Origin of the sequence: Methylobacterium sp. Leaf399 (genome assembly GCF_001424525.1) — a bacterium.
Taxonomy (GTDB): domain Bacteria; phylum Pseudomonadota; class Alphaproteobacteria; order Rhizobiales; family Beijerinckiaceae; genus Methylobacterium.
The window spans coordinates 397,388-423,071 of sequence record NZ_LMQK01000023.1; the positions used below are offsets into that span (position 1 = coordinate 397,388).

Sequence of the window (25,684 nt, forward strand, 5' to 3'; positions counted from 1 at the left end):
TCGGATCAGAGCCGGGCCAGCAGTTCGGCCTTCTTGGACGAGAACTCGGCCTCGGTGAGGACGCCCTTGGCGTGAAGCGCTGCGAGCTTCTCCAGGGTGGCGAGGACGTCGCCGCCCGCCGTCTCGGGCGCCGGCGCGGGCTCGGGGGGCGCCTCGGGGGCCGGCGCCATCGGCACCACCGGGTCGGGATAGAACGGACGCGGCTCGGGCGGGCGGGACTCGGGTGGACGAGACTCGGGCGGGCGGGACTCGGGCGGGCGCGGCGGTGCCTGGCCGTCGAGGCGCGTCAGCTGGTCGAGCTCGACGGGGCCGCCGCGGCCGCTGAAGCGCAGCCTGGTGCCGCCGCCCTGCGACAGCGAGACGCCGGAGATGTCGTGGATGCCGGTGTCGTAGAGCGAGAGCGCACCGTCTGACTCGACGGCCAGGCGCCGGCTCTCGGGGAAATAGGCGTAGCGCAGGCCGTTCTGGGCGCCGGAGGTGGAGGGCCGCCCGAGGTTGGCGGGCCACCACTGGCCCGCCGCGGCGCCCGTCCGGCCTAACGCCGGCAGGGACCGGCTGAGCTCGTCGCACAGGGCGGCGACGCGGGCCTTGAGGGCGGTATCGAACATCTGCCCGATCATGATCATGCCGCCCGTCGACCATTGCCCGAAGCCGCCGAGGTCGGGATGGTTGAACTGGGCCATGGCGCCGTGGCCCGCCTCCAGCGCCTGGGCCAGGTGGCGGACCGCATCGAGCCCGACGCCGTGCCGATCGGCCAGCGCCTGGAGTTCGCCCGCCGCCTCGAAGCTCTGATCGGTCATGACTCGTCTCCTCCCCCGAGGCCGTCGCGACCCGCGCGCGGTCCTTACGGGACGTCGGTTCTCAGGACTGGACGAAAGCCCGGACGGCCGCAATCGTCCCCGGTGCGACGCAGCAATAATTTCTCGTGCGCGGGAGCTTCGGCATGGCGGGACGCGTTCACGTCGGATTCAGGCTCGCGTCCGCCGCCCGGAGCGGAACGGAGCCGACCTTCGGAGCAATGATGGCCGACGATTCGACGTTCCAGGCAGCCAAGGCGTCCACGCAGACCCGTTCGGCCCGTTCCCGCATCCGCGAAGGCGCACCCTACCCCCTCGGGGCCACCTGGGATGGGCTGGGCGTCAACTTCGCGCTGTTCTCGGCCCACGCCACCAAGGTCGAGCTGTGCCTGTTCGACGAGGCCGGCGAGCAGGAGATCGAGCGGATCGAGCTGCCGGAATACACCGACGAGATCTGGCACGGCTACCTGCCCGACGCCCGGCCCGGCACCATCTACGGCTACCGCGTCCACGGCCCCTACGAGCCCAAGGCCGGCCACCGCTTCAACCACAACAAGCTCCTGATCGACCCCTACGCCAAGGGCCTGGTCGGCTCCATCACCTGGAACCCGGCCCTGTTCGGCTACCAGATGGAGACCGGCGACGACCTGACCTTCGACGAGCGCGATTCCGCGCCGTTCACCCGCCGCAGCCGCGTCATCGACCCGGCCTTCACCTGGGGCCGCGACCGCAAGCCCAACGTGCCGTGGGAGAAGACCGTCTTCTACGAGACCCACGTGAAGGGCTTCACCAAGACCCATCCGCTGGTGCCCGAGCGCCTGCGCGGGACCTATGCCGGCCTCGGCAACCCGGCGGTGCTGGACTACATCAAGTCGCTGGGCGTGACCTCGGTGGAGCTGCTGCCCGTCCACGCCTTCGTGCAGGACGACTACCTCCAGGAAAAGAACCTGGTGAACTACTGGGGCTACAACACGATCTCGTTCTTCACGCCGGCGCGGCGCTACGCGGCGGTGCCGGACTTCGCCTTCTCCGAGTTCAAGGAGATGGTGGCGCGCATGCACGGGGCCGGCCTCGAGGTCATCCTCGACGTGGTTTACAACCACACCGCCGAGGGCAACGAGAAGGGCCCGACCCTGTCGTTCAAGGGCGTCGACAACGCCTCCTACTACCGGCTGCTGCCGGGCCAGGAGCAGTTCTACATCAACGACACCGGCACGGGTAACACCTTCAACCTGTCGCATCCCCGCGTGCTGCAGCTCGTCACCGATTCGCTGCGGTACTGGGCGACGGAGATGCGGGTCGACGGCTTCCGGTTCGATCTGGCCACCATCCTGGGCCGCGAGGCGCACGGCTTCGACGAGGGCGGCGGCTTCCTCGACACCTGCCTGCAGGATCCCGTGCTGAACCAGGTCAAGCTCATCGCCGAGCCGTGGGACTGCGGCCCGGGCGGCTACCAGGTCGGCGGCTTCCCGCCCGGCTGGGCCGAGTGGAACGACCGCTTTCGCGATGACGTGCGCGGCTACTGGCGCGGCAACGAGGGCCTGCTGCCGTCGCTGGCCTCGCGCATCACCGGCTCGGCCGACAAGTTCAACAAGCGCGGGCGCAAGCCCTGGGCGTCGGTGAACTTCATCTCGGCCCACGACGGCTTCACGCTCAACGACACGGTGTCGTACGACGAGAAGCACAACGAGGCCAACGGCGAGGGCAACCGGGACGGCCACGGCCACAACCTCTCCTACAACTACGGCGTCGAAGGCCCCACCGACGATCCGGCGATCAAGGCGGTGCGCAACCGCCAGATGCGCAACATGCTGGCGACCCTGTTCCTCTCGCGCGGCACCCCGATGCTGCTGGCCGGCGACGAGTTCGCCCGCACCCAGCGCGGCAACAACAACGCCTACTGCCAGGACAACGAGGTCTCGTGGATCGACTGGGAGGCGATCGGCTCGGACGAACGCGACCTCGCCGAGTTCACGCAGCGCCTGATGCACCTGCGCACGGCGCTGCCGATCCTCACCCGCGGCCGGTTCCTGACCGCGGCCTACGACGAGGACCTCGGCGTCAAGGACGTGACCTGGCTGCGGCCCGACGGGGCCGAGATGAGCACCGAGAACTGGGGCCAGGGCGACGCCCGCGCCATCGCGGTGCTGCTCGACGGCCGGGCTCAGGCCTCGGGCATCCACCGGCGCGGCGGCGATGCGACGCTGCTGTTCCTCTACAACGCGTACCACGACATGGTGTCGTTCATCCTGCCGGGCTCCGTCGGCGGCGCCGCCTGGACGCGGCTTCTCGACACCAACCTGCCCGACAGCCAGGAGGTCGTTCATGTGGACATCGGCGCCACCTACGACGTCACCGGCCGCTCGATGCTGATGTTCGTCCTCAAACCCGAAGAGACCCAGGGCGACGAGGTCACCGAGATGGAGCGCTCCTACCAGCACGTGATGCAGGCCTTCGAGCGGGCCAACATCGACACGGTCCGGTTCGAACCGCCGGCCACCTGAGCCCGGCGCGAAACCGATTCCACCCCATCCACCGGGCGCCGCCTCCACGAGAGGCGGCGCCCGCTTTTTTCGAAGGCGACCACCAATCGGAACGGGTATCGGCCCGGGGACTTATCGCAGGGCAACACCGCGCCATCCGCCGTCATCCCGACAGCGAGGCCGACACGAAACAACCGGTCAGGTCGTCGGGCGCCGCCGCGACGGCCCCGACCCGGCGCCCGTCACCGATCGAGAAGCCGGCACAGCATGAACGACTCACCCGAGAAGCCTCCGATCGGGATGCATGCGCGGGTTCGGACGGGGTTCTCGTCGGAGGTCGCCGATCCTCACAGCGATCTCTTCTTCGCGGCCGTGGAAGCGACGCGGATGCCGATGATCGTCAGCGATCCGCGCCAGCCCGACAACCCGATCCTGTTCGCCAACCGGGCCTTCATCGCCATGACGGGCTACACGCCCGAGGAGCTGGTGGGCCGCAACTGCCGGTTCCTGCAGGGACCGGAGACGGATGCGGGGACGGTGGCCGAGATCCGGCGGGCGATCGCGCGGCGGGAGGAATTCGCCACCGAGATCCTGAACTACCGCAAGGACGGCTCCACGTTCTGGAACGCGCTCTACCTGGCGCCGGTCTACAACGCCGCCAACGAGCTGGTGTACTTCTTCGGCTCCCAGCTCGACGTCTCGCGCCGCCGCGACGCCGAGGACGCCCTGGGGCAGGCCCACAAGATGGAGGCGCTCGGCCAGCTCACCGGCGGCATCGCCCACGACTTCAACAATCTCCTGCAGGTGATCGTCGGCTACGTCGACATCCTCGGCGTCGCCCTGGACAAACCCGACGGCGATCGCGGCCGGATGCGGCGCGCCACCGACAACATCCGCGCGGCGGCGGACCGGGCGACGATGCTGACGCAGCAGCTCCTGGCCTTCGCCCGCAAGCAGCATCTCGAGGGGCGCGCGGTCAACCTCAACGGCCTCGTCGAGGGCATGGGCGACCTCGCCACGCGGACGCTCGGGACCGGGATCGACCTCGACCTCGACCTCGCGCCCGACCTCTGGACCAGCCGGATCGACCCGACCCAGACCGAGGCCGCGCTCCTCAACGTCCTGATCAACGCCCGCGACGCGATGCCGGAGGGCGGCCGCGTCACGGTGAAGACCGAGAACGTGGCCGCGGACGCCGACGCCGGCGGCCGCTCGCCCGGCCTTCCGGGCGGGCGCCACGTCAGCGTCTCGGTGAGCGACACCGGCACGGGCATCGCCCCGGACGTGCTCTCGCGGGTGATGGACCCGTTCTTCAGCACCAAGGACGAGGGCAAGGGCACCGGGCTCGGGCTCTCGATGGTCTACGGCTTCGCCAAGCAGTCGGGCGGCGCGGTGCAGATCGAATCCGTGCTGGGCGAGGGCACCACGGTCCGTCTGTCCTTCCCCGCCAACGCGCAGGGCGAACGGCCGATGCAGGCGATCGCCTCCCGGCCCGTCGCCCCCCAGACCGGCACCGAGACGGTCCTGATCGTCGACGACCGCGACGACGTCGCGGAACTGGCCCGGACCATCCTGCGCGACTTCGGATACACCACGCTGACCGCCCGCAACGGCCGCGAGGCCCTCGACATCCTCGACCAGACCGAGACCGTCGACCTCCTGTTCACGGACCTCATCATGCCCGGCGGCATGAACGGGGTGACCCTGGCCCGCGAGGCCCGCCGCCTGCGCCCGCGGCTGAAGGTGCTCCTCACCACCGGCTACGCCGAAGCGGCCATCGAGCGGACCGATGCCGACGGGGCGGAGTTCGACCTCCTCAACAAGCCCTACCGCCGCACCGACCTGATCCGCCGCATCCGCGCCGTCCTCGACGGACCGACCGGGATCGACTGATGCGGCCTCCGCTTGATTCAAGCGGTGGCCGTATCGGCGAGCCCGCGCGGCGCCTGAGCGATGCCCATTTCCGCATCGCGACGTGATCGTCCGGAAATGGCATGAGGCGGCACGGACGACACGAGAGACGGCGCGATGCCACGGGGCGACAAGGGGAAGTACACCGACAAGCAGGTCCGCAAGGCCGAGCACATCGCCGAGTCCTACGAGGCCCGCGGCGTGCCCGAGGCGCAGGCTGAGGCGCGCGCCTGGGCCACCGTCAACAAGGACGACGGCGGCGGCAAGAAGCCGGGCGGCTCGGGCCGGGCCAAGGTTTCCACCCGCACCGCCGAGGAGCGCTCGGCCTCGGCCAGGAAGGGGGCCGCCACCCGCAGGCGCAACGCGGCGGAGCGCAAGGCGGACTGACGTCCCGGCGCTTCATCCGCCGAACGGGCGCGGCATCCGGAACGGCAGCATCAGGCGCACCAGCGGGTTCTTGAAGCGATCGAGGGACAGGCTCTCGTGGACCGGGTTCACGGGGCGCCCGCACAGGGTCGAGGACAGGAGCGAGCGGGCGTAGAACGGCGTGTCCTCGAAGGTCCGCACCACGCTGGCGCGGCCGTCGTCGCTGCGCGTCGGGCGCGGCATCCGCCAGAACCCGGTCTTCGGCAGCTCGGCGGCCACCGGCGGCGCGATCTCGCGGGCGGTGCCGTCGGCGTCGAAGCGCAGGGTGAGGTTCTGGGTGGTGCCGTCGCGGCGGACCACGTCGTAGAGGATCGCCGCCCCCGGCTTGAGGTCGGCCCGGCACCAGGTCCACCGCGAGAAGGCGTCCTCCAGGGGCTCGTCGCCGTGGTTGGTGTCGAAATAGGCGGTGCCCGACCAGTTCACCGCGGGCTCGCTGAGCGCCACGGTGACGGGGGAGGCCGGCGCCATCGGCCACCAGCGGTGGCGGCCGGCGGCGTCGAGGGTCTGGGGCGCCTGGGTGATTCCGCCCGGCCGCACCGTGATGGTGCCGCGCACCGGCGAGGGGATCGGCGCGGTGACCTCGTCGAGGCGGATCGTCAGGCTGGTGCCGTCCCAGGCCATGGCGCTCGGGCCGATGCGGATGCTGCGCGCGTCCCGCGACAGGGATTTCGCGCCGCGCTCGGTCATGCAGAAGCTGTTGCGGCCTTCGCCGTAGAGGACGACGTTGACCGCGCAATGCGCGAACGGGTCCCGGCTCGTGTCCCAGGCGTAGTAGGGCGAGAACACGCTGCCGATGAAGGCGATGACGGTGAGCCCCTGGGTGCCGTCCTCGCTCAGGGCGTCGACGTACCACCAGACGTAGCCACCCGGCCCGACCGGGGTGTCGAAGCGCGGCGCGAGGGCCGATCCGCCGGGAGATCCGCCAGGAGGCTGTCGGCCGCCAGCCGGCCCGACTGGGCCGCCATCGGCACCCCCGGCCCCGGATGGACGCTGCCCCCCGCCAGATACAGGCCGGGCAGGCGCGTGCGCGCCCCCGGCCGCTTGAACGAGGCCATCCAACCGTGCGAGGCGCGGCCGTAGAGGGCGCCACCCGTCGCCGGAAACAGGCCCGCGAAGCCCGCCGGATCGGTGACCACCATCCCCGGCTCCTCGTTCAGCGTCAGTCCGGCGGCCTGCAGCCGACGACGCAGGTTGGTCTCGCATTGGCGCAACTCCGTGGGGTCGAGGGGGCGCTCGCCGGTGGCGGGCGCGTTGACGAGGCAAAGCAGGCGTTCCGGGCCGTCGACCGCCGGCACGGCCGCGTCGCCACGGTCCTGGGCGCAGATGTAGACCGTGGGATCGGCCGGCAGGCGCCGGCCTTTGCGCAGTTCCGCGAACTCGCTGGCGTAATCGTCCGAGAAGAACACCGTGTGGCGCACCAGGGGAAACCCCTCGGGCCGGGCGTTCATGCAGAACGTCACCGCCGAGAGCGACCGCTCGGCGAGCGCCACCGGGTCGGTGACCCGCGCGGCCTCGGGTCCGAACAGGCCCGTCCCTAAGGCCGCGACATCGGCATTGGCCACCACCGCGTCCGCCGCGATGCGCTCGCCGCCGGCGAGTTCGACCCCGGCCACCGCGCCGCCCTCGACCACGATCCGCGCCACATCGGCACCGTAGCGGAAGCTGGCGCCGCGCGCGGCGGCGAGATCGGCGCAGGCCTGCGCCAGCCGGCTGAGGCCGCCCTCGATGGTCCAGACGCCCTGCGCCTCCACATGCGCCACCAGCATCAGGGTGGCGGGCGCCTCGAACGGCGAGGCGCCGCAATAGGTGGCGTAGCGCCCGAACAGCTGGCGCAGGCGGGGATCGCGAAAATAGTCGCCCAGCGCCCCCCACAGGGTCGAGAAGGGCTGGATGCGCCAGAGGTCGCCGATCCCCGACAGGCCGACCCGGCGCCCGAGTTCGACCGGATTGGGCCGCGTGCCCCGGATGAACGGCCCCTCCAGGGTACGATAGACCTCGCCGGCCCTGGCGCAGAACCGGCGGTAGCCCTCCGCCTCGCGGGCCCCGGCGAAGGCGCCGATGGCGTCCACGCTCGCCTCGTGGTCGGCGAAGAGATCGAGGCGCCCGTCACCGCGCCAGGCGTGGCGGGCCAGGATCGCGGCGGGCGTGAGCGCGACGCTGGCGCCGAGATCGGCGCCCGCCTCCGCAAAAATCTCCTCGAACACCCAGCGCATGGTGAAGACGGTGGGGCCGGCCTCGATGGCGCGCCCGGCCACCCCGACGCTGCGCATCTTGCCGCCGGGCTTCGGCCCCCGTTCGAGAACGGTGACGTCGAGCCCGGCATGGGCCAGCCGCAGCGCCGACACCAGCCCCGCGATCCCCGCTCCGACGACGACGACCCTGTCACCCTGCACCCGGTCCACTCCCTGCCGCCGCCACGAGACGGCTTGACGAGTGTCAACTTAATCTGACACTTTGAAATGACAACTTGAAAAGACACGGGAGTGGCGGACATGGATGCCAACCGGCGCATCGAGCGGGCCCTGGACAATGCCGTGGCCCATGCGGAGGCGCCCGGTGCGCCACCGCGCCTGGCGGAAGCGATTCGCTACGGGGTCTTTCCCGGCGGCCACCGCATCCGCCCGCGGCTCTGCCTTTCGGTGGCCCGCGCCTGCGGCGACGACGATCCGGTCGGGGCCGATGCGGCCGCGGCCGCGATCGAGCTCCTGCACTGCGCCTCCCTCGTCCACGACGACCTGCCGTGTTTCGACGACGCGCCGATGCGCCGGCAGAAGCCCTCGGTGCATGCGGCCTTCGGCGAGCCCCTGGCGGTGCTCACCGGGGACGCGCTCATCGTCCTCGCCTTCGAGACCCTGGCGCGGGGCGCCGCACGCCATCCCGCCCGCCTCGCCTCCCTCGTCGGCCTCGTCGCCCGCGCGGTCGGCTCGCCGGTCGGCATCGTGGCGGGCCAGGCCTGGGAATCGGAACTCACGGTCGGCCTCACCGAATACCAGCAGGCCAAGACCGGGGCCTTGTTCGCCGCCGCCACCGTGACCGGCGCGGCCGCGGCCGGCGCTCCCCCCCTGCCCTGGCGCCTGCTCGGCGAATGCCTCGGCGAGGCCTACCAGGTCGCCGACGACCTGAGCGACGTCGCCTGCCGCCAGGAGGAGATCGGCAAGCCGGTGGGCCGCGACGCCACCCTCGGCCGCCCCAACGCGGCGGCCTTGCTCGGGGTCGGCGGCGCCATGGCCCGGCTGCGCCACCTCGTGGCCGAGGCGGTGGAGGTCATCCCGCCCTGCCCCGGCGCGGAGATCCTGCGCGCCGAGATCGTCGCCCAGACCCGCCTGTTCCTCCCGCCGAGCCTCGCCTCCGAAAAGCTCTTCGCGGTTGCGTGAGCGGGACATGCCGGAACTCCGCGCGCCGCCGGTCCTCCATGCGACCGGTGCGCCCCGTTCCTGGCGCGAACGCTGGCTCGCCTTCCGCCACCGCACGGTGGCACGGCCCGGCTTCCAACGCTGGGCCGCGGGCTTTCCCCTGACGCGCGGCATCGCGCGGGCCAACACCCGCGCCTTGTTCGACCTGTGCGCCGGCTTCGTCTACTCGCAGACCCTGTTCGCCTGCGTTCGCCTCGACCTGTTCGCCGTGCTGGAGCCGGGGCCGCGCACCGTCGACTGGCTCGCCGTGCGCCTCGACCTGCCGCCGGAGCGCTGCCTGCGCCTCCTGAAGGCCGCCGCCTCCCTCGATCTCCTCACCCGCCTGCCCGACGGCCGCTTCGCCCTGGCCGACCTCGGCGCCGCGCTGATCGGCAACCCCGCCATCGCCGCGATGGTCGAGCATCACGCCATGCTCTACGACGACCTGCGCGATCCGGTCGCCCTGTTGCGGGGCGAGGCCGGCCCGACCCGGCTGTCCGCCTACTGGCCCTATGCCGACGGCGGCCGCCCCGAGGCGGTCGGCCCCGAATCGGTGGCGCCCTACAGCGGCCTGATGGCCGCCTCCCAGGCCTTCATCGCGCAGGACATCCTCGACGCCTATCCCCTGGGCACGCATCGGCGGCTGATGGACGTCGGCGGCGGCGAGGGCGCCTTCCTCGCCGCCGCCGCGGCCCGCGCGCCGGACCTTTCCCTCGTCCTGTTCGACCTCGAGCCCGTGGCGGCACGCGCCCGCCGCCACTTCGCCGCCGCCGGCCTCGCCGGGCGCGCCACCGCCCACGGCGGCAGTTTTCGCGAGGATCCCCTGCCCTCGGGGGCCGACCTGATCTCCCTGGTGCGCGTGGTCCACGACCACGACGACGACACCGTCCGGGTCCTGCTGCGCAAGGTCCGCGATGCGCTGGCACCCGGCGGCACCCTGCTCATCGCCGAGCCGATGGCCGGCACGCCCGGGGCCGCGCCGATCGCCGACGCCTATTTCGGCTTCTATCTCCTCGCCATGGGCACCGGCCGCTGCCGCAGCCCGGCCGAGCTGGCGCCGCTGCTGGCCGAGGCGGGCTTCGCACGGCCCCGCGAGATCGCCACCCGCCGCCCGCTCCTGACCCGGCTCGTCACCGCGACGGCGGTCTGAGACGCATCCCGGCGCGAGTGACAAGCCAACTTGACACTCGCGCCCGTAAATAAGAGTTGACGTTCCGAAGTGTCTATCTAGGATGACACAGACAGAACCAGCCGGACGCAAAAGGCGGGGAGGATCATTCGATGCAAGCCCGAGCCGTCGTCCTCCACGAGCCAGAGCGGCTCAGCCTCGAAGACCTCGCCATCGACGCCCCCGGCCACGACGACGCCGTGGTCGCGGTGCGCTGGAGCGGCATCAGCACCGGCACGGAGCGCCTGCTCTGGTCGGGCCGGATGCCGCCCTTCCCCGGCATGGGCTACCCCCTGGTCCCCGGCTACGAGTCGGTCGGCGAGGTGGTGGAGGCCGGCGAGGGCTCCGGCCTGCGGGTCGGCCAGACCGTCTTCGTTCCCGGCGCCCGCTGCTTCGGCCCGGTGCGCGGCCTGTTCGGCGGCGCCGCCTCCCACCTCGTCAGCGCCGGCTCGCGCCTGGTGCCGGTCGATGCCTCGCTCGGCGAGCGCGGCATCCTCATCGCCCTGGCCGCCACCGCCTATCACGCCCTGCGCCACGTGGTTCCGGGCCAACGCTCCCTCATCGTCGGCCACGGCGTCCTCGGACGCCTGCTCGCCCGCCTCACCGCCATCGCCGGCGGCCTTCCGATCGTGTGGGAGACCAACCCGGTCCGGGCCGCGGGCGACCACGGCTACGCGGTGATCGACCCGGTCTACGACGAGCGCCGCGACTACGCCGCCATCACCGACGTGAGCGGCGACGCGGGCCTCCTCGACACCCTGATCGGGCGGCTGGCGCCCGGCGGAGAGGTCGTGCTGGCGGGCTTCTACGAAGCATCCCTCTCCTTCGCCTTCCCCCAGGCCTTCATGCGCGAGGCCCGCATCCGGGTCGCCGCGCAATGGCAGCCGGACGATCTCGCCGCGGTGATGGCGCTGATCGAGGGCGGGCGCCTGAGTCTCGACGGCCTGATCACCCATCGCAGCCCGACGGCGGCGGCGGAGCAGGCCTATCGCACGGCCTTCGGCGAGCCGGAGTGCCTGAAGATGATCCTCGATTGGAGCACCCGTTCATGAACATCCCGCTGAACGGAGCCGCGCTCAAGGGCGCGGAGGCCATGCAGTCCCAGAACCTGCGCATCGAAGCCGGCATCGAGCCCGATCCGGTGCCGACCAAGGCCACCAAGGAGACGCAGATCATCGCGATCTACGGCAAGGGCGGCATCGGCAAGTCGTTCACCCTGGCCAACCTCAGCTACATGATGGCCCAGCAGGGCAAGAAGGTCCTGCTCATCGGCTGCGACCCCAAGAGCGACACCACCTCGCTCCTGTTCGGCGGCCGCGCCTGCCCCACGATCATCGAGACCTCGACGAAGAAGAAGCTCGCCGGCGAGCAGGTCGCCATCGGCGACGTCTGCTTCAAGCGCGACGGCGTCTACGCGATGGAGCTCGGCGGGCCGGAGGTCGGCCGCGGCTGCGGCGGGCGCGGCATCATCCACGGCTTCGAGCTCCTGGAGAAGCTCGGCTTCCACGAGTGGGGTTTCGACTACGTGCTGCTCGACTTCCTCGGCGACGTGGTCTGCGGCGGCTTCGGCCTGCCGATCGCCCGGGACATGTGCCAGAAGGTCATCGTCGTCGGCTCCAACGACCTGCAGTCGCTGTATGTGGCCAACAACGTCTGCTCGGCGGTGGAATACTTCCGCAAGCTCGGCGGCAACGTCGGCGTCGGCGGCCTCGTCATCAACAAGGACGACGGCACCGGCGAGGCCCAGGCCTTCGCCGAGGCGGTCGGCATCCCGGTCCTGGCCTCGATCCCGGCCGACGACGACATCCGCAAGAAGAGCGCGAACTACGAGATCATCGGCCGGCCCGAGAGCCCCTGGGGTTCGCTGTTCGCCGACCTCGCCCAGAACGTCCACGACGCCAAGGCCAACCACCCGACGCCGCTCAGCCAGGACGGCCTGCTCGGCCTGTTCAAGGGCGAGGCGGTGGGCCGCGGCGTGACGCTGGTGCCCGCCACCTTCGAGGACATGTGCGGCACGGCCCACGTCGTGAAGCCGTCCCTCGAAGTCATCTACGACGAGGTTTGAGGGCACCATGGCCGTCACCCTCGACATCGCCGACCTGCGCGCCCGTAAGGAGCGCCCCGCCTCGACGCTCGCCGCCCCCCCGGTTCCGGCCGAGGCGGTCAACCTGGCCGCCACCACCGGCGACGGCCTCGGCTGCCATTCCGGCAAGGCGGCGATGACGGCGGCGGCCGAGGCCGCCGGCATGTCCGAGACCCTCGATCAACTGCGGGCGGACTACCCGCAGGGGCCGCACGACCAGCCCCAGAGCATGTGCCCCGCCTTCGGCTCCCTTCGCGTCGGCCTGCGCATGCGCCGCACCGCCACGATCCTGTCGGGCTCGGCCTGCTGCGTCTACGGCCTCACCTTCACCTCGCATTTTTACGGGGCCAAGCGGACGGTGGGCTACGTGCCCTTCAATTCCGAATCCCTGGTGACGGGCAAGCTGTTCGAGGACATCCGCGAGGCGGTGTTCGAGGTGGCCAAGCCCGCCGACTACGACGCCGTCGTCGTCATCAACCTGTGCGTCCCCACCGCCTCCGGCGTGCCGCTGCGCCTCCTGCCCAAGGAGATCGACGGGGTCCGCATCATCGGCATCGACGTGCCGGGCTTCGGCGTCCCCACCCACGCGGAAGCCAAGGACGTGCTGGCCGGCGCGATGCTCAAGGTCGCCCGCACCGAAGTCGAGCAGGGCCCGGTCCAGGCGCCCCGCAGCGGCCGCTCCGAGCGCCCCACCGTGGCGCTGCTCGGCGAGATGTTCCCCGCCGACCCCGTCGTGATCGGGTCGATGCTGGAGCCGCTGGGTCTGGCCGCCGGTCCCGTCGTGCCCACCCGCGAATGGCGCGAGCTCTACGCCGCCCTCGATTGCGCGGCCGTGGCGGCGATCCACCCGTTCTACACCGCGTCCATGCGCGAGTTCTCGCTGGCCGGTCGCCCCATCGTCGGCTCGGCCCCGGTGGGCCACGACGGCACCGCCGACTGGCTCGACCGGATCGGCGAGGCCTGCGCGGTGCCCCGCGCCACCGTCGAGGCCGCCAAGAACCGGTTCCTGCCGATGATCAAGGGCGTGCTCGCCGACGCCCCGATCGCGGGCCGGATCACCCTCTCGGGCTACGAGGGCTCGGAGCTCCTGGTGGGCCGGCTCCTCGTCGAGAGCGGCGCCGACCTGCGCTACGTCGGCACCGCCTGCCCGAGGACGCCCTATTCGGAGGCCGACCGCGACTGGCTCGAGGCCCGCGGGGTCGAGGTCCGCTACCGCGCCTCCCTCGAGGACGACCTCTACGCCATGCATCACTTCAAGCCGGATCTCGCCATCGGCACCACCCCGGTGGTGCAGAAGGCCAAGGAGATGGCGCTGCCCGCCCTCTACTTCACCAACCTCATCTCCGCCCGCCCGCTCATGGGCGTCGCCGGCGCCGGGTCGCTGGCCAAGGTCATCAACGCGGCGCTGGGCAACCGGCCCCGGTTCGACCGGATGCGCGATTTCTTCGCCGGCGTCGGCGAGGGCCATGCCGCCGGCATCTGGGAGGAGGTTCCGCAGCTCCGCCAGAACGTCGCCTCGGCCAAGCGCGAGAAGCCCGCGCACAATCCGATCGGGGAGATGGCCTGATGCTCGTCCTCGATCACGACCGGGCCGGCGGCTACTGGGGCGCCGTCTACGTCTTCACCGCCATCAAGGGATTGCAGGTCGTCATCGACGGCCCCGTCGGCTGCGAGAACCTGCCCGTCACCTCGGTGCTGCACTACACCGACGCGCTGCCGCCGCACGAACTGCCCATCGTCGTCACGGGGCTGGCCGAGGAAGAACTCGGCCGCCACGGCACCGAGGGCGCGATGAAGCGGGCCCATGCCACCCTCGACCCGGGCATGCCGAGCGTGGTCGTCACCGGCTCGATCGCCGAGATGATCGGCGGCGGCGTGACGCCCGAGGGCACCAACATCCAGCGGTTCCTGCCGCGCACCATCGACGAGGACCAGTGGCAGACCGCCGACCGGGCGATGTCCTGGCTCTGGCAGGAGTACGGCGCCAGGAAGTTCGCCAAGAAGGGGATTCCTGCACGGCCCGCCCGCAAGGACGGCGAGAAGCCGCGGGTCAACATCATCGGCCCGGCCTACGGCACCTTCAACATGCCCTCCGACCTGGCCGAGATCCGCCGCCTCGTCGAGGGCATCGGCGCCGAGGTGAACCTGGCCTTCCCGCTCGGATCGCACCTGGCCGACGTGCCCAAGCTCGTGAACGCGGACGCCAACATCTGCCTCTACCGCGAGTTCGGCCGCCTGCTGTGCGAGGCCCTGGAGCGCCCCTACCTGCAGGCGCCCATCGGCATCCACGCCACCACCAAGTTCCTGCGCAAGCTCGGCGAGATCCTGGGGGTGGACCCCGAGCCGTTCATCGAGCGCGAGAAGCACACCACCATCAAGCCGGTGTGGGACCTGTGGCGGTCGGTGACCCAGGACTTCTTTGGGACGGCGAGCTTCGGCATCGTCGCCTCCGAGACCTACGCCAGGGGCGTGCGCCGCTTCCTCGAGGACGAGATGGGGCTGCCCTGCACCTTCGCGGTCTCGCGGCTGGCCGGCGCCAAGACCGACAACGCGGCGGTGCGCGAGCTCATCGCCACCAACCCGCCGCTGGTGCTGTTCGGCTCGTTCAACGAGCGCATGTACGCGGCCGAGAGCGGCTGCCGGGCGGTGTTCGTGCCGGCCTCCTTCCCCGGCGCCATCATCCGGCGCCACACCGGCACGCCGTTCATGGGCTTCTCCGGGGCGACCTACCTCGTCCAGGAGGTCTGCAACGCCCTGTTCGACATGCTCTTCCACATCATCCCCCTCGCCCGCGACATGGATGCGGTCGAGGCGACCCCGGCCCGGCTCCACCGCGAGCTGCCCTGGGACGACGAGGCCCGCACGCTGCTCGACGACTTCGTCGAGCGCCAGCCGGTCCTGGTGCGGATCTCCATGGCCAAGCGCCTGCGCGACGCCGCCGAACGCGGCGCCCGCGGCGAGGGGCTCGAACGGGTCGCCGAGACCCACGTCGCCCGCGCGCACGACGGGCTCAAGCAGGGAGTCGCCGCATGACCGCGTCCGCCGCACCCGCGCACACCCCTCCATCCGCTTTCCCGCACACAGCATTCCCGGCGCCGCGCACCGCGTCCCGCGAACAGGAGCCCCACGTCATGCAACGCACGCTCAACCCGATGTCGTCGCGCCAGCACCAGGACGAAATTCAGTTCCGGGTCATCCTGGCCGCGACCTACCCGTTCTTCCTGATCGCGGCCGTGGCCCAGCGCCTGGCGCCTGGCGCATCCGACGCGCGCCGCCTGCCCGCCCAGCGCCGCTCGGTCTTCGCCGAAGCCAAGGCCATGGCGGTCCAAGCGATTCCCTTCGCCTTCATGGGCTGACGCAGCCGTCACGGCCGCCCCCATCGAAGGATCCCCCATCCGCCGGGCCGCACTCTGGTCCCGGCGATACCCGCCGCACCGCATCGGCGCGGCTTGTCAGAGCGGAGGCTCACAGCAATGGCAAATGGAATAGTCGAAAAACCGAGCAGCCTGTCCGGGCTGACGGAGCCGGAAGCCAAGGAGTTCCACGCGATCTTCTTGACGAGCTTCATCATCTTCACGGCGGTCGCCGTGGTCGCGCATATCCTCGTCTGGATGTGGCGTCCGTGGCTGCCCGGCCCCAAGGGCTACGCCGCCCTCGATACCGTCACGAGCGCCGCGCACGGCCTCGTCTCGCTGATCTCGTAAGGAGGAGCACACCATGCACAAGGTTTGGCTTCTTTTCGATCCCCGCCGGACACTGGTGGCCCTGTTCACCTTCCTGTTCATCCTGGCGCTGCTGATCCACTTCATCTTGCTCAGCACCGACCGGTTCAACTGGCTGGAAGGCCCCAAGGCCCAGAAGGCGGCGCACGCGCTGTCCATCGTCGCCCCGACTCCGACCTGATCGGATCACCCTCGCGCGTCCGGGCCGGTTCGCCGTCCGGACGTGCCGACCTCCCATCCCCTCATCGATGGGCCTGCCTCGGGCGGGGCGCCGACACTCCGTCGGCCCCGCCCGAGGCGTCCCATGCCGGCGCCGCAGTCCCATAGCGCGCCGGAAACCAAGTCGAGGTCTCCGCCATGGCGATGCTGAGTTTCGAACGAAAATACCGGGTCCGCGGCGGCACCCTCGTCGGCGGCGACCTGTTCGATTTCTGGGTCGGGCCGTTCTACGTCGGCTTCTTCGGTGTCACGACGCTGTTCTTCTCGGTGCTGGGCACCGCGCTGATCGTCTACGGCGCCGCCCTGGGACCGACCTGGAACATCTGGCAGATCAACATCGCGCCCCCCGACCTGAAGTACGGGCTGGCGCTGGCCCCGCTCAAGGAGGGCGGGCTCTGGCAGATCATCACCTTCTGTGCCGTGGGCTCGTTCGTGTCCTGGGCCCTGCGCGAGGTCGAGATCTGCCGCAAGCTCGGCATCGGCTACCACGTGCCGTTCGCCTTCGCGGTGGCGATCTTCGCCTACGTGGCGCTGGTGGTGATCCGGCCGTTCCTGATGGGCGCCTGGGGCCACGGCTTCCCCTACGGCATCCTCAGCCACCTCGATTGGGTGTCGAACACCGGCTACCAGTACCTGCACTTCCACTACAATCCGGCCCACATGCTGGCGGTGTCGTTCTTCTTCACGACGACCTTCGCCCTGTCGCTCCACGGCTCGCTCATCCTCTCGGCCACCAACCCCGGCAAGGGCCAGGTGGTGAAGACCCCCGAGCACGAGGACACCTTCTTCCGCGACACCATCGGCTACTCGATCGGCACGCTGGGCATCCACCGCCTCGGCCTGTTCCTCGCGCTCTCGGCGGGCTTCTGGAGCGCCGTGTGCATCATCATCAGCGGACCCTTCTGGACCCAGGGCTGGCCGGAATGGTGGGGCTGGTGGCTCAATCTCCCGGTCTGGCGCTGACGAGCGGAAAGGGAAACACCCGCCATGGCATATTACCAGAACATCTTCACAGCGGTGCAGGTCAGGCCGGTCGTCCCCGACCTCGGGGTTCCGGTGGACTCCGACAAGCGCTGGGGCAAGCCCTTCAACAGCTACCTGATGGGCCTCATCGGCAACGCCCAGGTCGGGCCGATCTACGGGGGATACCTCGGTATCCTCTCCCTGGCCTGCGGTCTCATCGCCTTCGAGATCATCGGCCTCAACATGTGGGCCAGCGTGAACTGGGACCCGATCCAGTTCGTCCGCCAGCTGCCCTGGCTCGCCCTCGAGCCGCCCCTGCCCAGGCACGGCCTGCGGGTGCTGCCCCCGCTCAACGAAGGCGGCTGGTGGCTGATCGCCGGCTTCTTCCTCACCGCCTCGGTGATGCTGTGGTGGGTGCGCCTGTTCCGCCGCGCCCAGGCCCTGGGGCTGGGCTACCACGTCCCCTGGGCCTTCGCCTCGGCGATCTGGCTCTACCTCGTCCTCGGCTTCATCCGGCCGGTGATGATGGGCTCCTGGAGCGAGGCGGTGCCCTTCGGCATCTTCCCGCACCTCGATTGGACCGCCGCCTTCTCGCTGCGCTACGGCAACCTCTTCTACAACCCGTTCCACATGCTCTCGATCGTCTTCCTCTACGGGTCGACGCTGCTGTTCGCCATGCACGGGGCGACCATCCTGGCGGTGAGCCGCTTCGGCGGCGAGCGTGAGATCGACCAGATCGTCGATCGCGGCACGGCCACCGAGCGCGCCGCCCTGTTCTGGCGCTGGACCATGGGCTTCAACGCCACCATGGAATCGATCCACCGCTGGGCCTGGTGGTTTGCCGTCCTCACCACCCTCACCGGCGGCATCGGCATCCTGCTCACCGGCACCGTCGTCGACAATTGGTACCTCTGGGCGGTCAAGCACGGCGTCGCGCCGAGCTATCCGGAAGTCTACGCCCCGATCGTCGATCCCTTGAGCGCCACGGGGGCAGCCAAATGAGAGTCTTCTTCACCGTCGTCGGGGCCGCGATCGCCTTCTTCCTCACGGTCGCGATGTTCGGGACCGCCGGGTGGGACCGCCCGCCCCTCGTCACCAGCCAGAACGGCTATCGCGGCACCGCGATGGCCCAGGTCGAGACCAAGGCGGACGCCGCCGAGGTCAAGGCCGCCAACGTGGCGCCCGCCCCCGCCGATCCGGCGGAGCCGGGCGAGGAACTCGCCGGCAAGACCTACGAGAACGTCCAGGTCCTGCAGAACATCACCACCAACGAGTTCAACCGCCTGATGGCCTCGATGACGGAGTGGGTCTCCCCCGAACAGGGCTGCACCTACTGCCACAACACCGAGAACATGGCCGACGACAGCCTCTACCAGAAGAAGGTCGCCCGCCGGATGCTGCAGATGACCCAGCACATTAACAGCACCTGGAAGGACAAGCACGTGGGCGGCGCCGGCGTCACCTGCTACACTTGCCACCGCGGCCAGCCGGTGCCGGCCAACATCTGGTTCACCGACCCCGGCCCCAATGCCACCTCGGGCTTCGTACCCCGCAACAACGGGCAGAACATGGCCTCGCCCTCGGTGGGCCTCGCCTCGCTGCCCTACGACACCCTGACCGAGTACTTCTCGACCAAGAACATCGACGAGACCGCGATCCGCGTGAACGCCACCACGGCGCTGCCGACCTCGAAGGGCAAGCCGATCCAGGAGGCCGAGAAGACCTTCGGCCTGATGATCCACATGTCGCAGGGGTTGGGGGTCAACTGCACCTTCTGCCACAACACCCGGGCGGTCTCCGACTGGTCGCAGAGCACGCCCCAGCGCACCACCGCCTGGCACGGCATCCGGATGGTCCGGGACATCAACGGCGACTACATGGAGCCCTTGACCTCGACCTTCCCGGCCAACCGCCTCGGCGCCCTGGGCGACGTGCCCAAGGTGAACTGCACCACCTGCCACAACGGCGTCAGCAAGCCCCTCAACGGCGCCAACGTGATCGACGCCTACCCGGAACTCGCCGCACCGGTGGTGGCGGCGGCCGCGACCACCGAGCCGGCACCCCCGGCACCGGCGCCCGCGGCACCGACCCCCGAGCAGAAGCCGCCGCAGTAGCCGCGCCCGGCCCAAGGCCCGCGACGACGACGAGGCCGCCGGACCCGAGGTCCGGCGGCCTTTCGCGTTGGCGGGCGGAGCCGCCGGCCGAGCCCCGCCGCGCGTGCGGCGGATGCCGCCGACCGGTGACGGCCCAAGGCCCGAGACCCAAGACCCGACACCCAAAACTCACGGCCCACGGCCGGCGGCACGGGGGCGGCCCGGCCTAAGGTTGCGATGACGAATTTCTGCTATCGATCGGCGGTCCGATCGATTCGGCGGCTAACGTGTGTGACCAACGTCATATTCGTGATGCGGGCGGACGGTTAGGAACCGGTCGGACGAACGGACCAGCAGGGCGGGTGGGCGCAGCATGAAGACGCGCGGATCGACGGAGATCGTCTCGGCCCTGGCCCGCTGCCGCGCGGCCTTCATCGGCGTCGGCGTGATGAGCGGGCTCATCAACGTCCTGTATCTGACCGGCTCGTTCTTCATGCTCGAGGTCTACGACCGCGTGATCCCGAGCCGGAGCGTGCCGACCCTGGTCGGCCTCGTGGTCCTGGCCCTCGTCCTCTACGCCTTCCAGGGCGTCCTCGAGATGCTGCGCTCGCGCATCCTGGCCCGCGTCGGGGCCGCCCTCGACGAGGCCCTGAGCGCGCGGGTGTTCGACATCGTGGTGAGGGCGCCGCTCAAGGGGGCCGCCCCCGGCGACGGGCTACTGCCGCTGCGCGACCTCGACCAGCTGCGCGCCTTCCTCTCGGGCACCGGCCCCTCCGCCCTGTTCGACCTGCCGTGGATGCCGATCTACGTCGGCATCTGCTTCCTGTTCCATCCGCTGATCGGCGTCGCCGCGGTGGCCGGCGCCGCGATCCTGGCGGTCCTGACCTATCTCACCGACCGCTCGACGCGGGAGCCCTCGCAGACCTCGACCGCCCACGGCATGCGCCGCAACGGCCTGGCCGAAGCCGGCCGGCGCAACGCCGAGGTGCTGGCGGCGATGGGCATGCAGGGCCGGCTCGCCACCCGCTGGGGAGTCGCCAACCGCGACTACATGGACTCGCAGCAGCAGGTCGCCGACGTGGCCGGCGGCTACGGCGCCGGCTCCAAGGTCTTCCGCATGGCGCTGCAGTCGGGGGTGCTGGCGCTGGGCGCCTGGCTCGTCATCAACAACCAGGCCTCGGCGGGCATCATCATCGCCTCCTCGATCCTGGTGGCCCGCTCCCTCGCCCCGGCCGAGCTCGCCATCGCCAACTGGAAGGGGTTCGTGCAGGCCCGCCAGAGCTGGGCGCGGCTGTCGGACTTGTTCGCGCGCATCCCGGCCACCGGCCAGCCCCATTCCCTGCCGGCCCCGAGCCAGTCGGTCACCGTGGAGGGCGTCAGCATCGCCCCCCCCGGTGCCCAGCGCCTCGTGGTGCAGGACCTCAGCCTCGGCCTGAAGGCCGGGCAGGGCCTGGGCATCATCGGGCCGAGCGCATCGGGCAAGTCCTCGCTGGTGCGCGCCCTCGTCGGGGTGTGGCCGCCGCTGCGTGGCAAGGTCCGCATCGACGGGGCCGCCCTCGACCAGTGGTCGAGCGCGGACCTCGGACCCCACATCGGCTTCCTGCCGCAGGAGGTCGAGCTGTTCGGCGGCACGGTCGCCGAGAACATCGCCCGCTTCGATCCCGACGCGTCCTCGGCCGACATCATCGCCGCGGCCAAGGCGGCGGGCGTCCACGACCTCATCCTGCGCCTGTCGGAGGGCTACGACACCCGGCTCGGCGAGAACGGCGCCGGCCTCTCGGCGGGCCAGCGCCAGCGGGTCGGCCTCGCCCGCGCCCTCTACGGCGATCCCTTCCTCGTCGTCCTCGACGAGCCCAACGCCAACCTCGACAACGAGGGCGAGAACGCCCTCACCCAGGCGATCCTCGGCGTGCGCCAGCGTGGCGGCATCTGCGTCGTCGTCGCCCATCGCCCGAGCGCGCTCGCCGCCGTCGACCTGATCCTGATGATGGCCGACGGCCGCGCCCAGGCCTTCGGTCCCAAGGACGAGGTCCTGAAACGCGTCCTGCGCACCGCGCCGGCGGAGGCGGCGGTGCCGCGGGCGGCCACCCCCGGCGCCGTGACGCTGCAGGAAAGCGCCTGACCCTTTTCGAGAGAGCGCCCCCCATGACCGCCGCCGTCCAGACCGTCGCCTTTTCCCCCGTCGCGCCGGCGCTGCCGCGGGACGCCGCCCACGGCTCGATCCGCCGTCACCTCGCCCTGGCGGTGGGCCTGAGCGTCGCCCTCGTGGTCGGCGTCGGCGGCTGGGCCACCTTCACGATGATCTCGGGCGCGGTGATCGCGCCGGGCCAGCTCGTGGTCGAATCCGACGTCAAGAAGGTGCAGCACCCCACCGGCGGCGTCGTCGGCGAACTGCGGGTGCGCGACGGCGCCAGGGTCAAGGCCGGCGACATCCTGATCCGCCTCGACGAGACCCAGACGCGGGCCAACCTCGACATCGTCCGCAAGGCCCTCGACGAGCTCTCCGCCCGCCGCGCCCGCGGCGAGGCCGAGCGCGACGGGGCCGCCGTCGTGACCTTCCCGCCCGAGCTCGTCGCCCGCAAGGACATGGACCCGTCCGTCGCCCATCTGATCGAGGGCGAGGGCCGGCTGTTCGCCGCGAGGGTGGCCGGGCGCGAGGGACAGAAGTCGCAGTTGCGCGAGCGGGTCGCCCAGCTGCGCCAGGAGATCAACGGGCTCACCGAGCAGGCCGCCGCCAAGGAACGCGAGATCGCCCTCATCGGCGGCGAACTCACCGGCGTGCGCGAGCTCTTCGCCAAGAACCTGGTCTCCCTGGCCCGCGTCAACGCCCTGGAGCGCGACGGCGCCCGCCTCGTGGGCGAGCGCGGCCAGCTCGTGGCCTCGATCGCCTCGGCCAAGGGCAAGATCGCCGAGACGGAGCTGCAGATCATCCAGATCGACACCGACATGCGCAGCGAGGTCGGCAAGGACATGGCCGAGATCCGCGGGCGCTGGTCGGAATACGTCGAGAAGAAGGTCGCGGCCGAGGACCAGCTCAAGCGCGTCGACATGCGCGCCCCCCAGGACGGCACGGTCCATCAGATGACCGTCCACACCATCGGCGGCCTCGTGACCCCGAGCGAGCCGGCGATGCTGATCGTGCCGGAGGCCGACCAGCTCGCCGTGGAGGTCCGCATCCAGCCCCAGGACATCGACAACGTCCGCCTGGGTCAGGCGGCGGTCCTGCGCTTTGCCGCCTTCAACCAGCACGTCACGCCGGAGATCAACGGCATCGTCAGCCGGGTCTCGGCCGACGTCACCCAGGACCAGAAGACCGGCCTGACCTTCTACACCGCCCGCATCGCGATTCCCGAGGACCAGAAGGCGCGACTGGGCAAGGTCCGCCTCGTGCCGGGCATGCCGGTGGAATCCTTCATGCAGCTCGGCGACCGCTCGGTGCTGTCGTATCTGACGAAACCGCTGGCCGATCAGGTCGCCAAGGCCTGGCGCGAGCGCTGAGGGACGTCCCATGCCGGTCTTCATCGTCACCCTGACCCACCCCGACGGCGACGGCTGGGAGCGCCACCTGCGCCCGCACGTGGACTACCTCCACGACCTCGTGGCGCGCGGGGTGCTCAAGGCCGCCGGCCCCCTCAAGGGAACGCAGAAGCGCATGGGGTTCCTGATCTTTTCCGCCGCCGACGAAGCCGAGGTCAGGGCCCTGGTGGAGGCCGATCCCTTCGCCGTCCACGGGGTCAACGAGGCGGTGTCGATCGCGGCCTGGGACCCCGTGTTCGGAACCTTCACGGAGGAGTCCAGCGGCTCCCTGCCGGGCATCGGGCCGGTCGGCCCGTAGCGGCCTTCGCCCCGCCCTGCCCCGGCGGCCGGCGCCGGCGAGAGAACCGCGGGCCGCAGCTCCCCGACACGAAGCGTCGCCGAAAGCCTTGCTTTTCCGCCTCGAATGCTGGTATGGCGACCGCCTTTCCGCGATGCGTCAGCACTCATCGCCGGGGCGGCCATGGGCGCTCCGTTCCCGTGACCCTTTGGACAGGCGGCCGGACCGGGCCGACGTGAGACCGATGAAGATTCGCAACTCCCTCAAGTCTCTGCGCGGCCGCCATCGCGACAACCAGATCGTGCGTCGCAAGGGCCGGGTCTACATCATCAACAAGACCCAGAAGCGCTTCAAGGCCCGCCAGGGCTGAGCCGGCCCTCGCGTCGACCGACGCGGGTCGGATCGACGCGTCAGCGCGGCACGTTGACGGAACCGGCCGGTGCGGGAATGCTCGCACCATGTCGCGATCCTTCCTCGCCCGCTCGGCCGCCTCGCTTCTCTGCCTGGGATGGGCCGTCGCCGTCGTGCCGGCGGCCATCCCGCCGGCATCGGCGGCGCCCGAACCGGCCCCCGCGCCCAAGGCCCAGCCCCTCACCCTCGATGAGCTCTACGCGCGCCTGAGGGCGGCGGAGGACGACGCCGAGGCCAAGGGCATCGCCGGCCTGATCGAGCGCCGCCTCGACCGGTCGGGTAGCGCCACGGCCGACCTCCTCACCGAACGCGCCCGGCAGGCGATGAGCGGGCGGGATTTCCCCCTGGCCGTCGAACTGCTCGACCGTGCCACCACCCTCGAGCCCGGCTGGTCGGAGGGGTGGAACCGGCGCGCCACCGTGTTCTGGCTGCTGCAGGATTCCGCGAGCGCGATCTCCGACCTCAAGCGGACACTGGTGATCGAGCCGCGCCATTTCGAGGCCTGGGCGGCGCTCGGGCGGATCTACATGTCCATCGACGAGAAGGGCCGGGCGCTGGACTGCTTCCGCCGCGCCGCCGCTCTCTACCCGCGCATGCCCAACCTCAAATCCGCCTTGGACAAGCTCGTGCCGGACGTCGACGGGCGCGACCTGTAGCGCGTCGGTGAGCCTCCTCCAGGGAATCGCGGGCCTCGCCGCGGGGCTGCTCGCCGTGGTGGCCGGCGTGCTCGCGGCCGCAGCCGTCGCCACGCTGATCATCGAGTTGCGCATCGGCGCGCGCTTGCCGCCGCAGGGGCCGTTCGTGACGGTGGAGGGCGGGCGCCTCGCCACGATCCAGGCGGGGCCAAACCCCTCGGCCAAGGGCACCGTGGTGCTGCTGCACGGGGCCTCGGCCAATGCCTCCGACCCGATGGAGGGCGTCGGGCGGCGCCTGGCCGCGCAGGGCTTCCGGGTGATCGCCTTCGACCGGCCGGGCTTCGGTTGGAGCGACCGCCTGAACGGGGGCGCGATGGCGACCCCGGCGGCGCAGGCCAGGGCCATCGCGCAGGCCCTCGACAGGCTCGGGACCGGACCGGCGATCGTGCTCGGCCATTCCTGGGCGGGCGCGCTGGCCGCGGCCATAGCCCTCCACCATCCCGGCGCCGTGTCCGGCCTGGTCCTGGTCTCGCCGGTGGCCCTGCCGTTCCCGCAGGCGATCACGCTGCCCTGGTACTGGACCCTCGCGCTCGAACCCCCGGTGCTGTGGGTCCTCAGCCGGACCCTGGCGAGCCCGGTGGGCCTCTATGCCCTGCCGCGGGTCGGCGGCACGGTGTTCCGGCCGCAGGCGGCGCCGGACGACTACATCGACACCAGCCGGGCGGCCCTGGTGCTGCGGCCCGCGACCCTGCGGGCCAACGTCCAGGATCTCGTCGCCCTTCCCGACGCCCTCGCGCGCCAGGCCCCGCGCTACGGCACCCTCGCCGTGCCCACGGTGATCGTGGCGGGGGATGCCGATCCGGTGGTGGTGACCGAACGACAGGGCAAGCCGCTCGCCGGCCTCATCCCGCAGGCGAAGCTCGTGGTGCTGCCCGGCATCGGCCACATGGTCCAGATCGTGGCCGCCGAGGCGCTGGCGACCGAGGTCGCGGCTTTGGCCGAGCGCATCGCCGCGGCGAAGCGGGCGGGCGTGCCGTAGCCCCGCGCGCCGATCCGGCGGCGGGGCCTCGCGTGGGGTGATTCGGTTTGCCGCTTGCATCAAGCGGGACCCGTATCACCGCGCCCGCGCGGCGCCTGAGAGAAGCCCATTTCCGCAGCACGACGTGATCAACCGGAAATGGCACACCAAGCCTACTTCGGCTTGATGATCTCGACGCCGAGCTTGGTCTCGCCGTTGAAGGCCCAGATGCTCTTGTAGCCGCCGGCGTCGTCCTCGACGAGGAGCGCCGTGCCGCTCGACCCGCTGCTGGTGAAGTTCGCCGCCATGATGCGGGCGTCACCGACCGCGTAGCCGACGTACTTGTCGCCGCCGATGTTCCAGTTCAGCCGGAACGTGTCCTTGCTGGTCTGGGTGATGACCAGCGTGCCCGCGTATTCGGTATCGGCGGTGCCGTTGTTGCCCTTCACCGAATAGGTGCCCGGGCCCCCGGCCAGGGCCGGCAGGCTCAAACCCATCGCCAGGGCGACGAAACCCGATCTCAAAACTCCCATCATGGTCAAAAACCCC

25 protein-coding genes are annotated in these 25,684 nt (G+C 71.0%); 21 read left to right on the plus strand and 4 right to left on the minus strand.

Translation table 11 applies throughout. The features are described from left to right. Positions 1-5 precede the first annotated feature (5 nt). Positions 6-800, minus strand: a complete 795-nt coding sequence (locus ASG40_RS12885) for an SHOCT domain-containing protein (RefSeq protein ID WP_055886138.1) — start codon at positions 798-800, stop codon at positions 6-8. Between the two features lie 218 nt (positions 801-1,018). On the opposite strand from ASG40_RS12885, the gene glgX reads away from it, so the two are divergent. The 3 genes from glgX (at position 1,019) to ASG40_RS12900 (ending at position 5,578) form a co-directional block, all read left to right on the plus strand. Further along, positions 1,019-3,301, plus strand: coding sequence for a glycogen debranching protein GlgX (gene glgX / locus ASG40_RS12890; protein ID WP_443136612.1), 2,283 nt, complete (start codon positions 1,019-1,021; stop codon positions 3,299-3,301). A 246-nt stretch (positions 3,302-3,547) separates the two neighbouring features. Further along, positions 3,548-5,173 carry a hybrid sensor histidine kinase/response regulator gene (locus ASG40_RS12895; protein ID WP_055886139.1) on the plus strand — a complete coding sequence of 542 codons (1,626 nt, stop codon included), beginning with the start codon at positions 3,548-3,550 and terminating at the stop codon, positions 5,171-5,173. A gap of 135 nt (positions 5,174-5,308) precedes the next feature. Next, positions 5,309-5,578: a hypothetical protein gene (locus ASG40_RS12900; RefSeq protein ID WP_055886142.1), complete on the plus strand. Its 270-nt coding sequence runs from the start codon at positions 5,309-5,311 to the stop codon at positions 5,576-5,578. 12 nt (positions 5,579-5,590) lie between these two features. Here the strand turns inward: ASG40_RS12900 and ASG40_RS12905 are convergent, their stop codons facing one another. Together ASG40_RS12905 and crtD are read right to left on the minus strand one after the other, a co-directional pair. Then, positions 5,591-6,454 carry a carotenoid 1,2-hydratase gene (locus ASG40_RS12905; RefSeq protein ID WP_055886472.1) on the minus strand — a complete coding sequence of 288 codons (864 nt, stop codon included), beginning with the start codon at positions 6,452-6,454 and terminating at the stop codon, positions 5,591-5,593. Beyond that, positions 6,451-8,010: a 1-hydroxycarotenoid 3,4-desaturase CrtD gene (gene crtD, locus ASG40_RS12910; protein ID WP_055886476.1), complete on the minus strand. Its 1,560-nt coding sequence runs from the start codon at positions 8,008-8,010 to the stop codon at positions 6,451-6,453. Before crtD ends, ASG40_RS12905 begins: the two co-directional genes overlap by 4 nt. Positions 8,011-8,109: 99 nt before the next feature. On the opposite strand from crtD, the gene ASG40_RS12915 reads away from it, so the two are divergent. The 18 genes from ASG40_RS12915 to ASG40_RS13000 all read left to right on the plus strand — a co-directional run bounded on the left by ASG40_RS12915 (position 8,110) and on the right by ASG40_RS13000 (position 25,156). After that, complete coding sequence (locus tag ASG40_RS12915) at positions 8,110-8,991, plus strand: polyprenyl synthetase family protein (RefSeq protein WP_055886146.1); 882 nt, start codon at positions 8,110-8,112, stop codon at positions 8,989-8,991. Between the two features lie 7 nt (positions 8,992-8,998). Next, entirely contained in the window at positions 8,999-10,159 is a 1,161-nt protein-coding gene (locus tag ASG40_RS12920; RefSeq protein WP_055886148.1) for a methyltransferase, read from the plus strand. 131 nt (positions 10,160-10,290) lie between these two features. Next, positions 10,291-11,229, plus strand: a complete 939-nt coding sequence (gene bchC / locus ASG40_RS12925; RefSeq protein ID WP_055886151.1) for a chlorophyll synthesis pathway protein BchC — start codon at positions 10,291-10,293, stop codon at positions 11,227-11,229. Next, positions 11,226-12,242, plus strand: a complete 1,017-nt coding sequence (locus tag ASG40_RS12930; protein ID WP_055886154.1) for a chlorophyllide a reductase iron protein subunit X — start codon at positions 11,226-11,228, stop codon at positions 12,240-12,242. Before bchC ends, ASG40_RS12930 begins: the two co-directional genes overlap by 4 nt. Positions 12,243-12,249: 7 nt before the next feature. Continuing rightward, the gene (gene bchY, locus ASG40_RS12935) at positions 12,250-13,827 is read left to right on the plus strand and encodes a chlorophyllide a reductase subunit Y (RefSeq protein WP_055886157.1); all 1,578 of its coding nucleotides are present in this window, start codon (positions 12,250-12,252) and stop codon (positions 13,825-13,827) included. Beyond that, positions 13,827-15,293: a chlorophyllide a reductase subunit Z gene (bchZ, locus tag ASG40_RS12940; RefSeq protein ID WP_055886160.1), complete on the plus strand. Its 1,467-nt coding sequence runs from the start codon at positions 13,827-13,829 to the stop codon at positions 15,291-15,293. Before bchY ends, bchZ begins: the two co-directional genes overlap by 1 nt. A 98-nt stretch (positions 15,294-15,391) precedes the next feature. Beyond that, positions 15,392-15,616, plus strand: coding sequence for a hypothetical protein (locus ASG40_RS12945; protein WP_055886163.1), 225 nt, complete (start codon positions 15,392-15,394; stop codon positions 15,614-15,616). 117 nt (positions 15,617-15,733) lie between these two features. Further along, entirely contained in the window at positions 15,734-15,964 is a 231-nt protein-coding gene (gene pufB / locus ASG40_RS12950) for a light-harvesting antenna LH1, beta subunit (RefSeq protein WP_055886165.1), read from the plus strand. 13 nt (positions 15,965-15,977) lie between these two features. Next, positions 15,978-16,163 carry a light-harvesting antenna LH1, alpha subunit gene (pufA, locus tag ASG40_RS12955; protein ID WP_055886168.1) on the plus strand — a complete coding sequence of 62 codons (186 nt, stop codon included), beginning with the start codon at positions 15,978-15,980 and terminating at the stop codon, positions 16,161-16,163. A gap of 176 nt (positions 16,164-16,339) precedes the next feature. Then, positions 16,340-17,164, plus strand: a complete 825-nt coding sequence (gene pufL / locus ASG40_RS12960; protein WP_055886171.1) for a photosynthetic reaction center subunit L — start codon at positions 16,340-16,342, stop codon at positions 17,162-17,164. A gap of 24 nt (positions 17,165-17,188) precedes the next feature. Continuing rightward, complete coding sequence (pufM, locus tag ASG40_RS12965) at positions 17,189-18,166, plus strand: photosynthetic reaction center subunit M (RefSeq protein WP_055886173.1); 978 nt, start codon at positions 17,189-17,191, stop codon at positions 18,164-18,166. Beyond that, positions 18,163-19,278, plus strand: a complete 1,116-nt coding sequence (gene pufC / locus ASG40_RS12970) for a photosynthetic reaction center cytochrome PufC (RefSeq protein ID WP_055886176.1) — start codon at positions 18,163-18,165, stop codon at positions 19,276-19,278. Before pufM ends, pufC begins: the two co-directional genes overlap by 4 nt. Before the next feature lie 352 nt (positions 19,279-19,630). Then, positions 19,631-21,379: a type I secretion system permease/ATPase gene (locus tag ASG40_RS12975; RefSeq protein WP_055886179.1), complete on the plus strand. Its 1,749-nt coding sequence runs from the start codon at positions 19,631-19,633 to the stop codon at positions 21,377-21,379. 23 nt (positions 21,380-21,402) lie between these two features. Next, positions 21,403-22,755, plus strand: coding sequence for an HlyD family type I secretion periplasmic adaptor subunit (locus tag ASG40_RS12980; RefSeq protein ID WP_055886181.1), 1,353 nt, complete (start codon positions 21,403-21,405; stop codon positions 22,753-22,755). Between the two features lie 10 nt (positions 22,756-22,765). Next, the gene (locus tag ASG40_RS12985) at positions 22,766-23,092 is read left to right on the plus strand and encodes a YciI family protein (protein ID WP_055886185.1); all 327 of its coding nucleotides are present in this window, start codon (positions 22,766-22,768) and stop codon (positions 23,090-23,092) included. 223 nt (positions 23,093-23,315) lie between these two features. Continuing rightward, complete coding sequence (ykgO, locus tag ASG40_RS12990) at positions 23,316-23,441, plus strand: type B 50S ribosomal protein L36 (protein WP_055886195.1); 126 nt, start codon at positions 23,316-23,318, stop codon at positions 23,439-23,441. Positions 23,442-23,529: 88 nt separating this feature from the next. Beyond that, positions 23,530-24,138 carry a tetratricopeptide repeat protein gene (locus tag ASG40_RS12995; protein WP_055886198.1) on the plus strand — a complete coding sequence of 203 codons (609 nt, stop codon included), beginning with the start codon at positions 23,530-23,532 and terminating at the stop codon, positions 24,136-24,138. A gap of 7 nt (positions 24,139-24,145) precedes the next feature. Continuing rightward, complete coding sequence (locus ASG40_RS13000; RefSeq protein ID WP_055886201.1) at positions 24,146-25,156, plus strand: alpha/beta fold hydrolase; 1,011 nt, start codon at positions 24,146-24,148, stop codon at positions 25,154-25,156. A 152-nt stretch (positions 25,157-25,308) separates the two neighbouring features. Here the strand turns inward: ASG40_RS13000 and ASG40_RS13005 are convergent, their stop codons facing one another. Next, entirely contained in the window at positions 25,309-25,659 is a 351-nt protein-coding gene (locus ASG40_RS13005; protein WP_055886203.1) for a hypothetical protein, read from the minus strand. Positions 25,660-25,684: the final 25 nt, after the last annotated feature.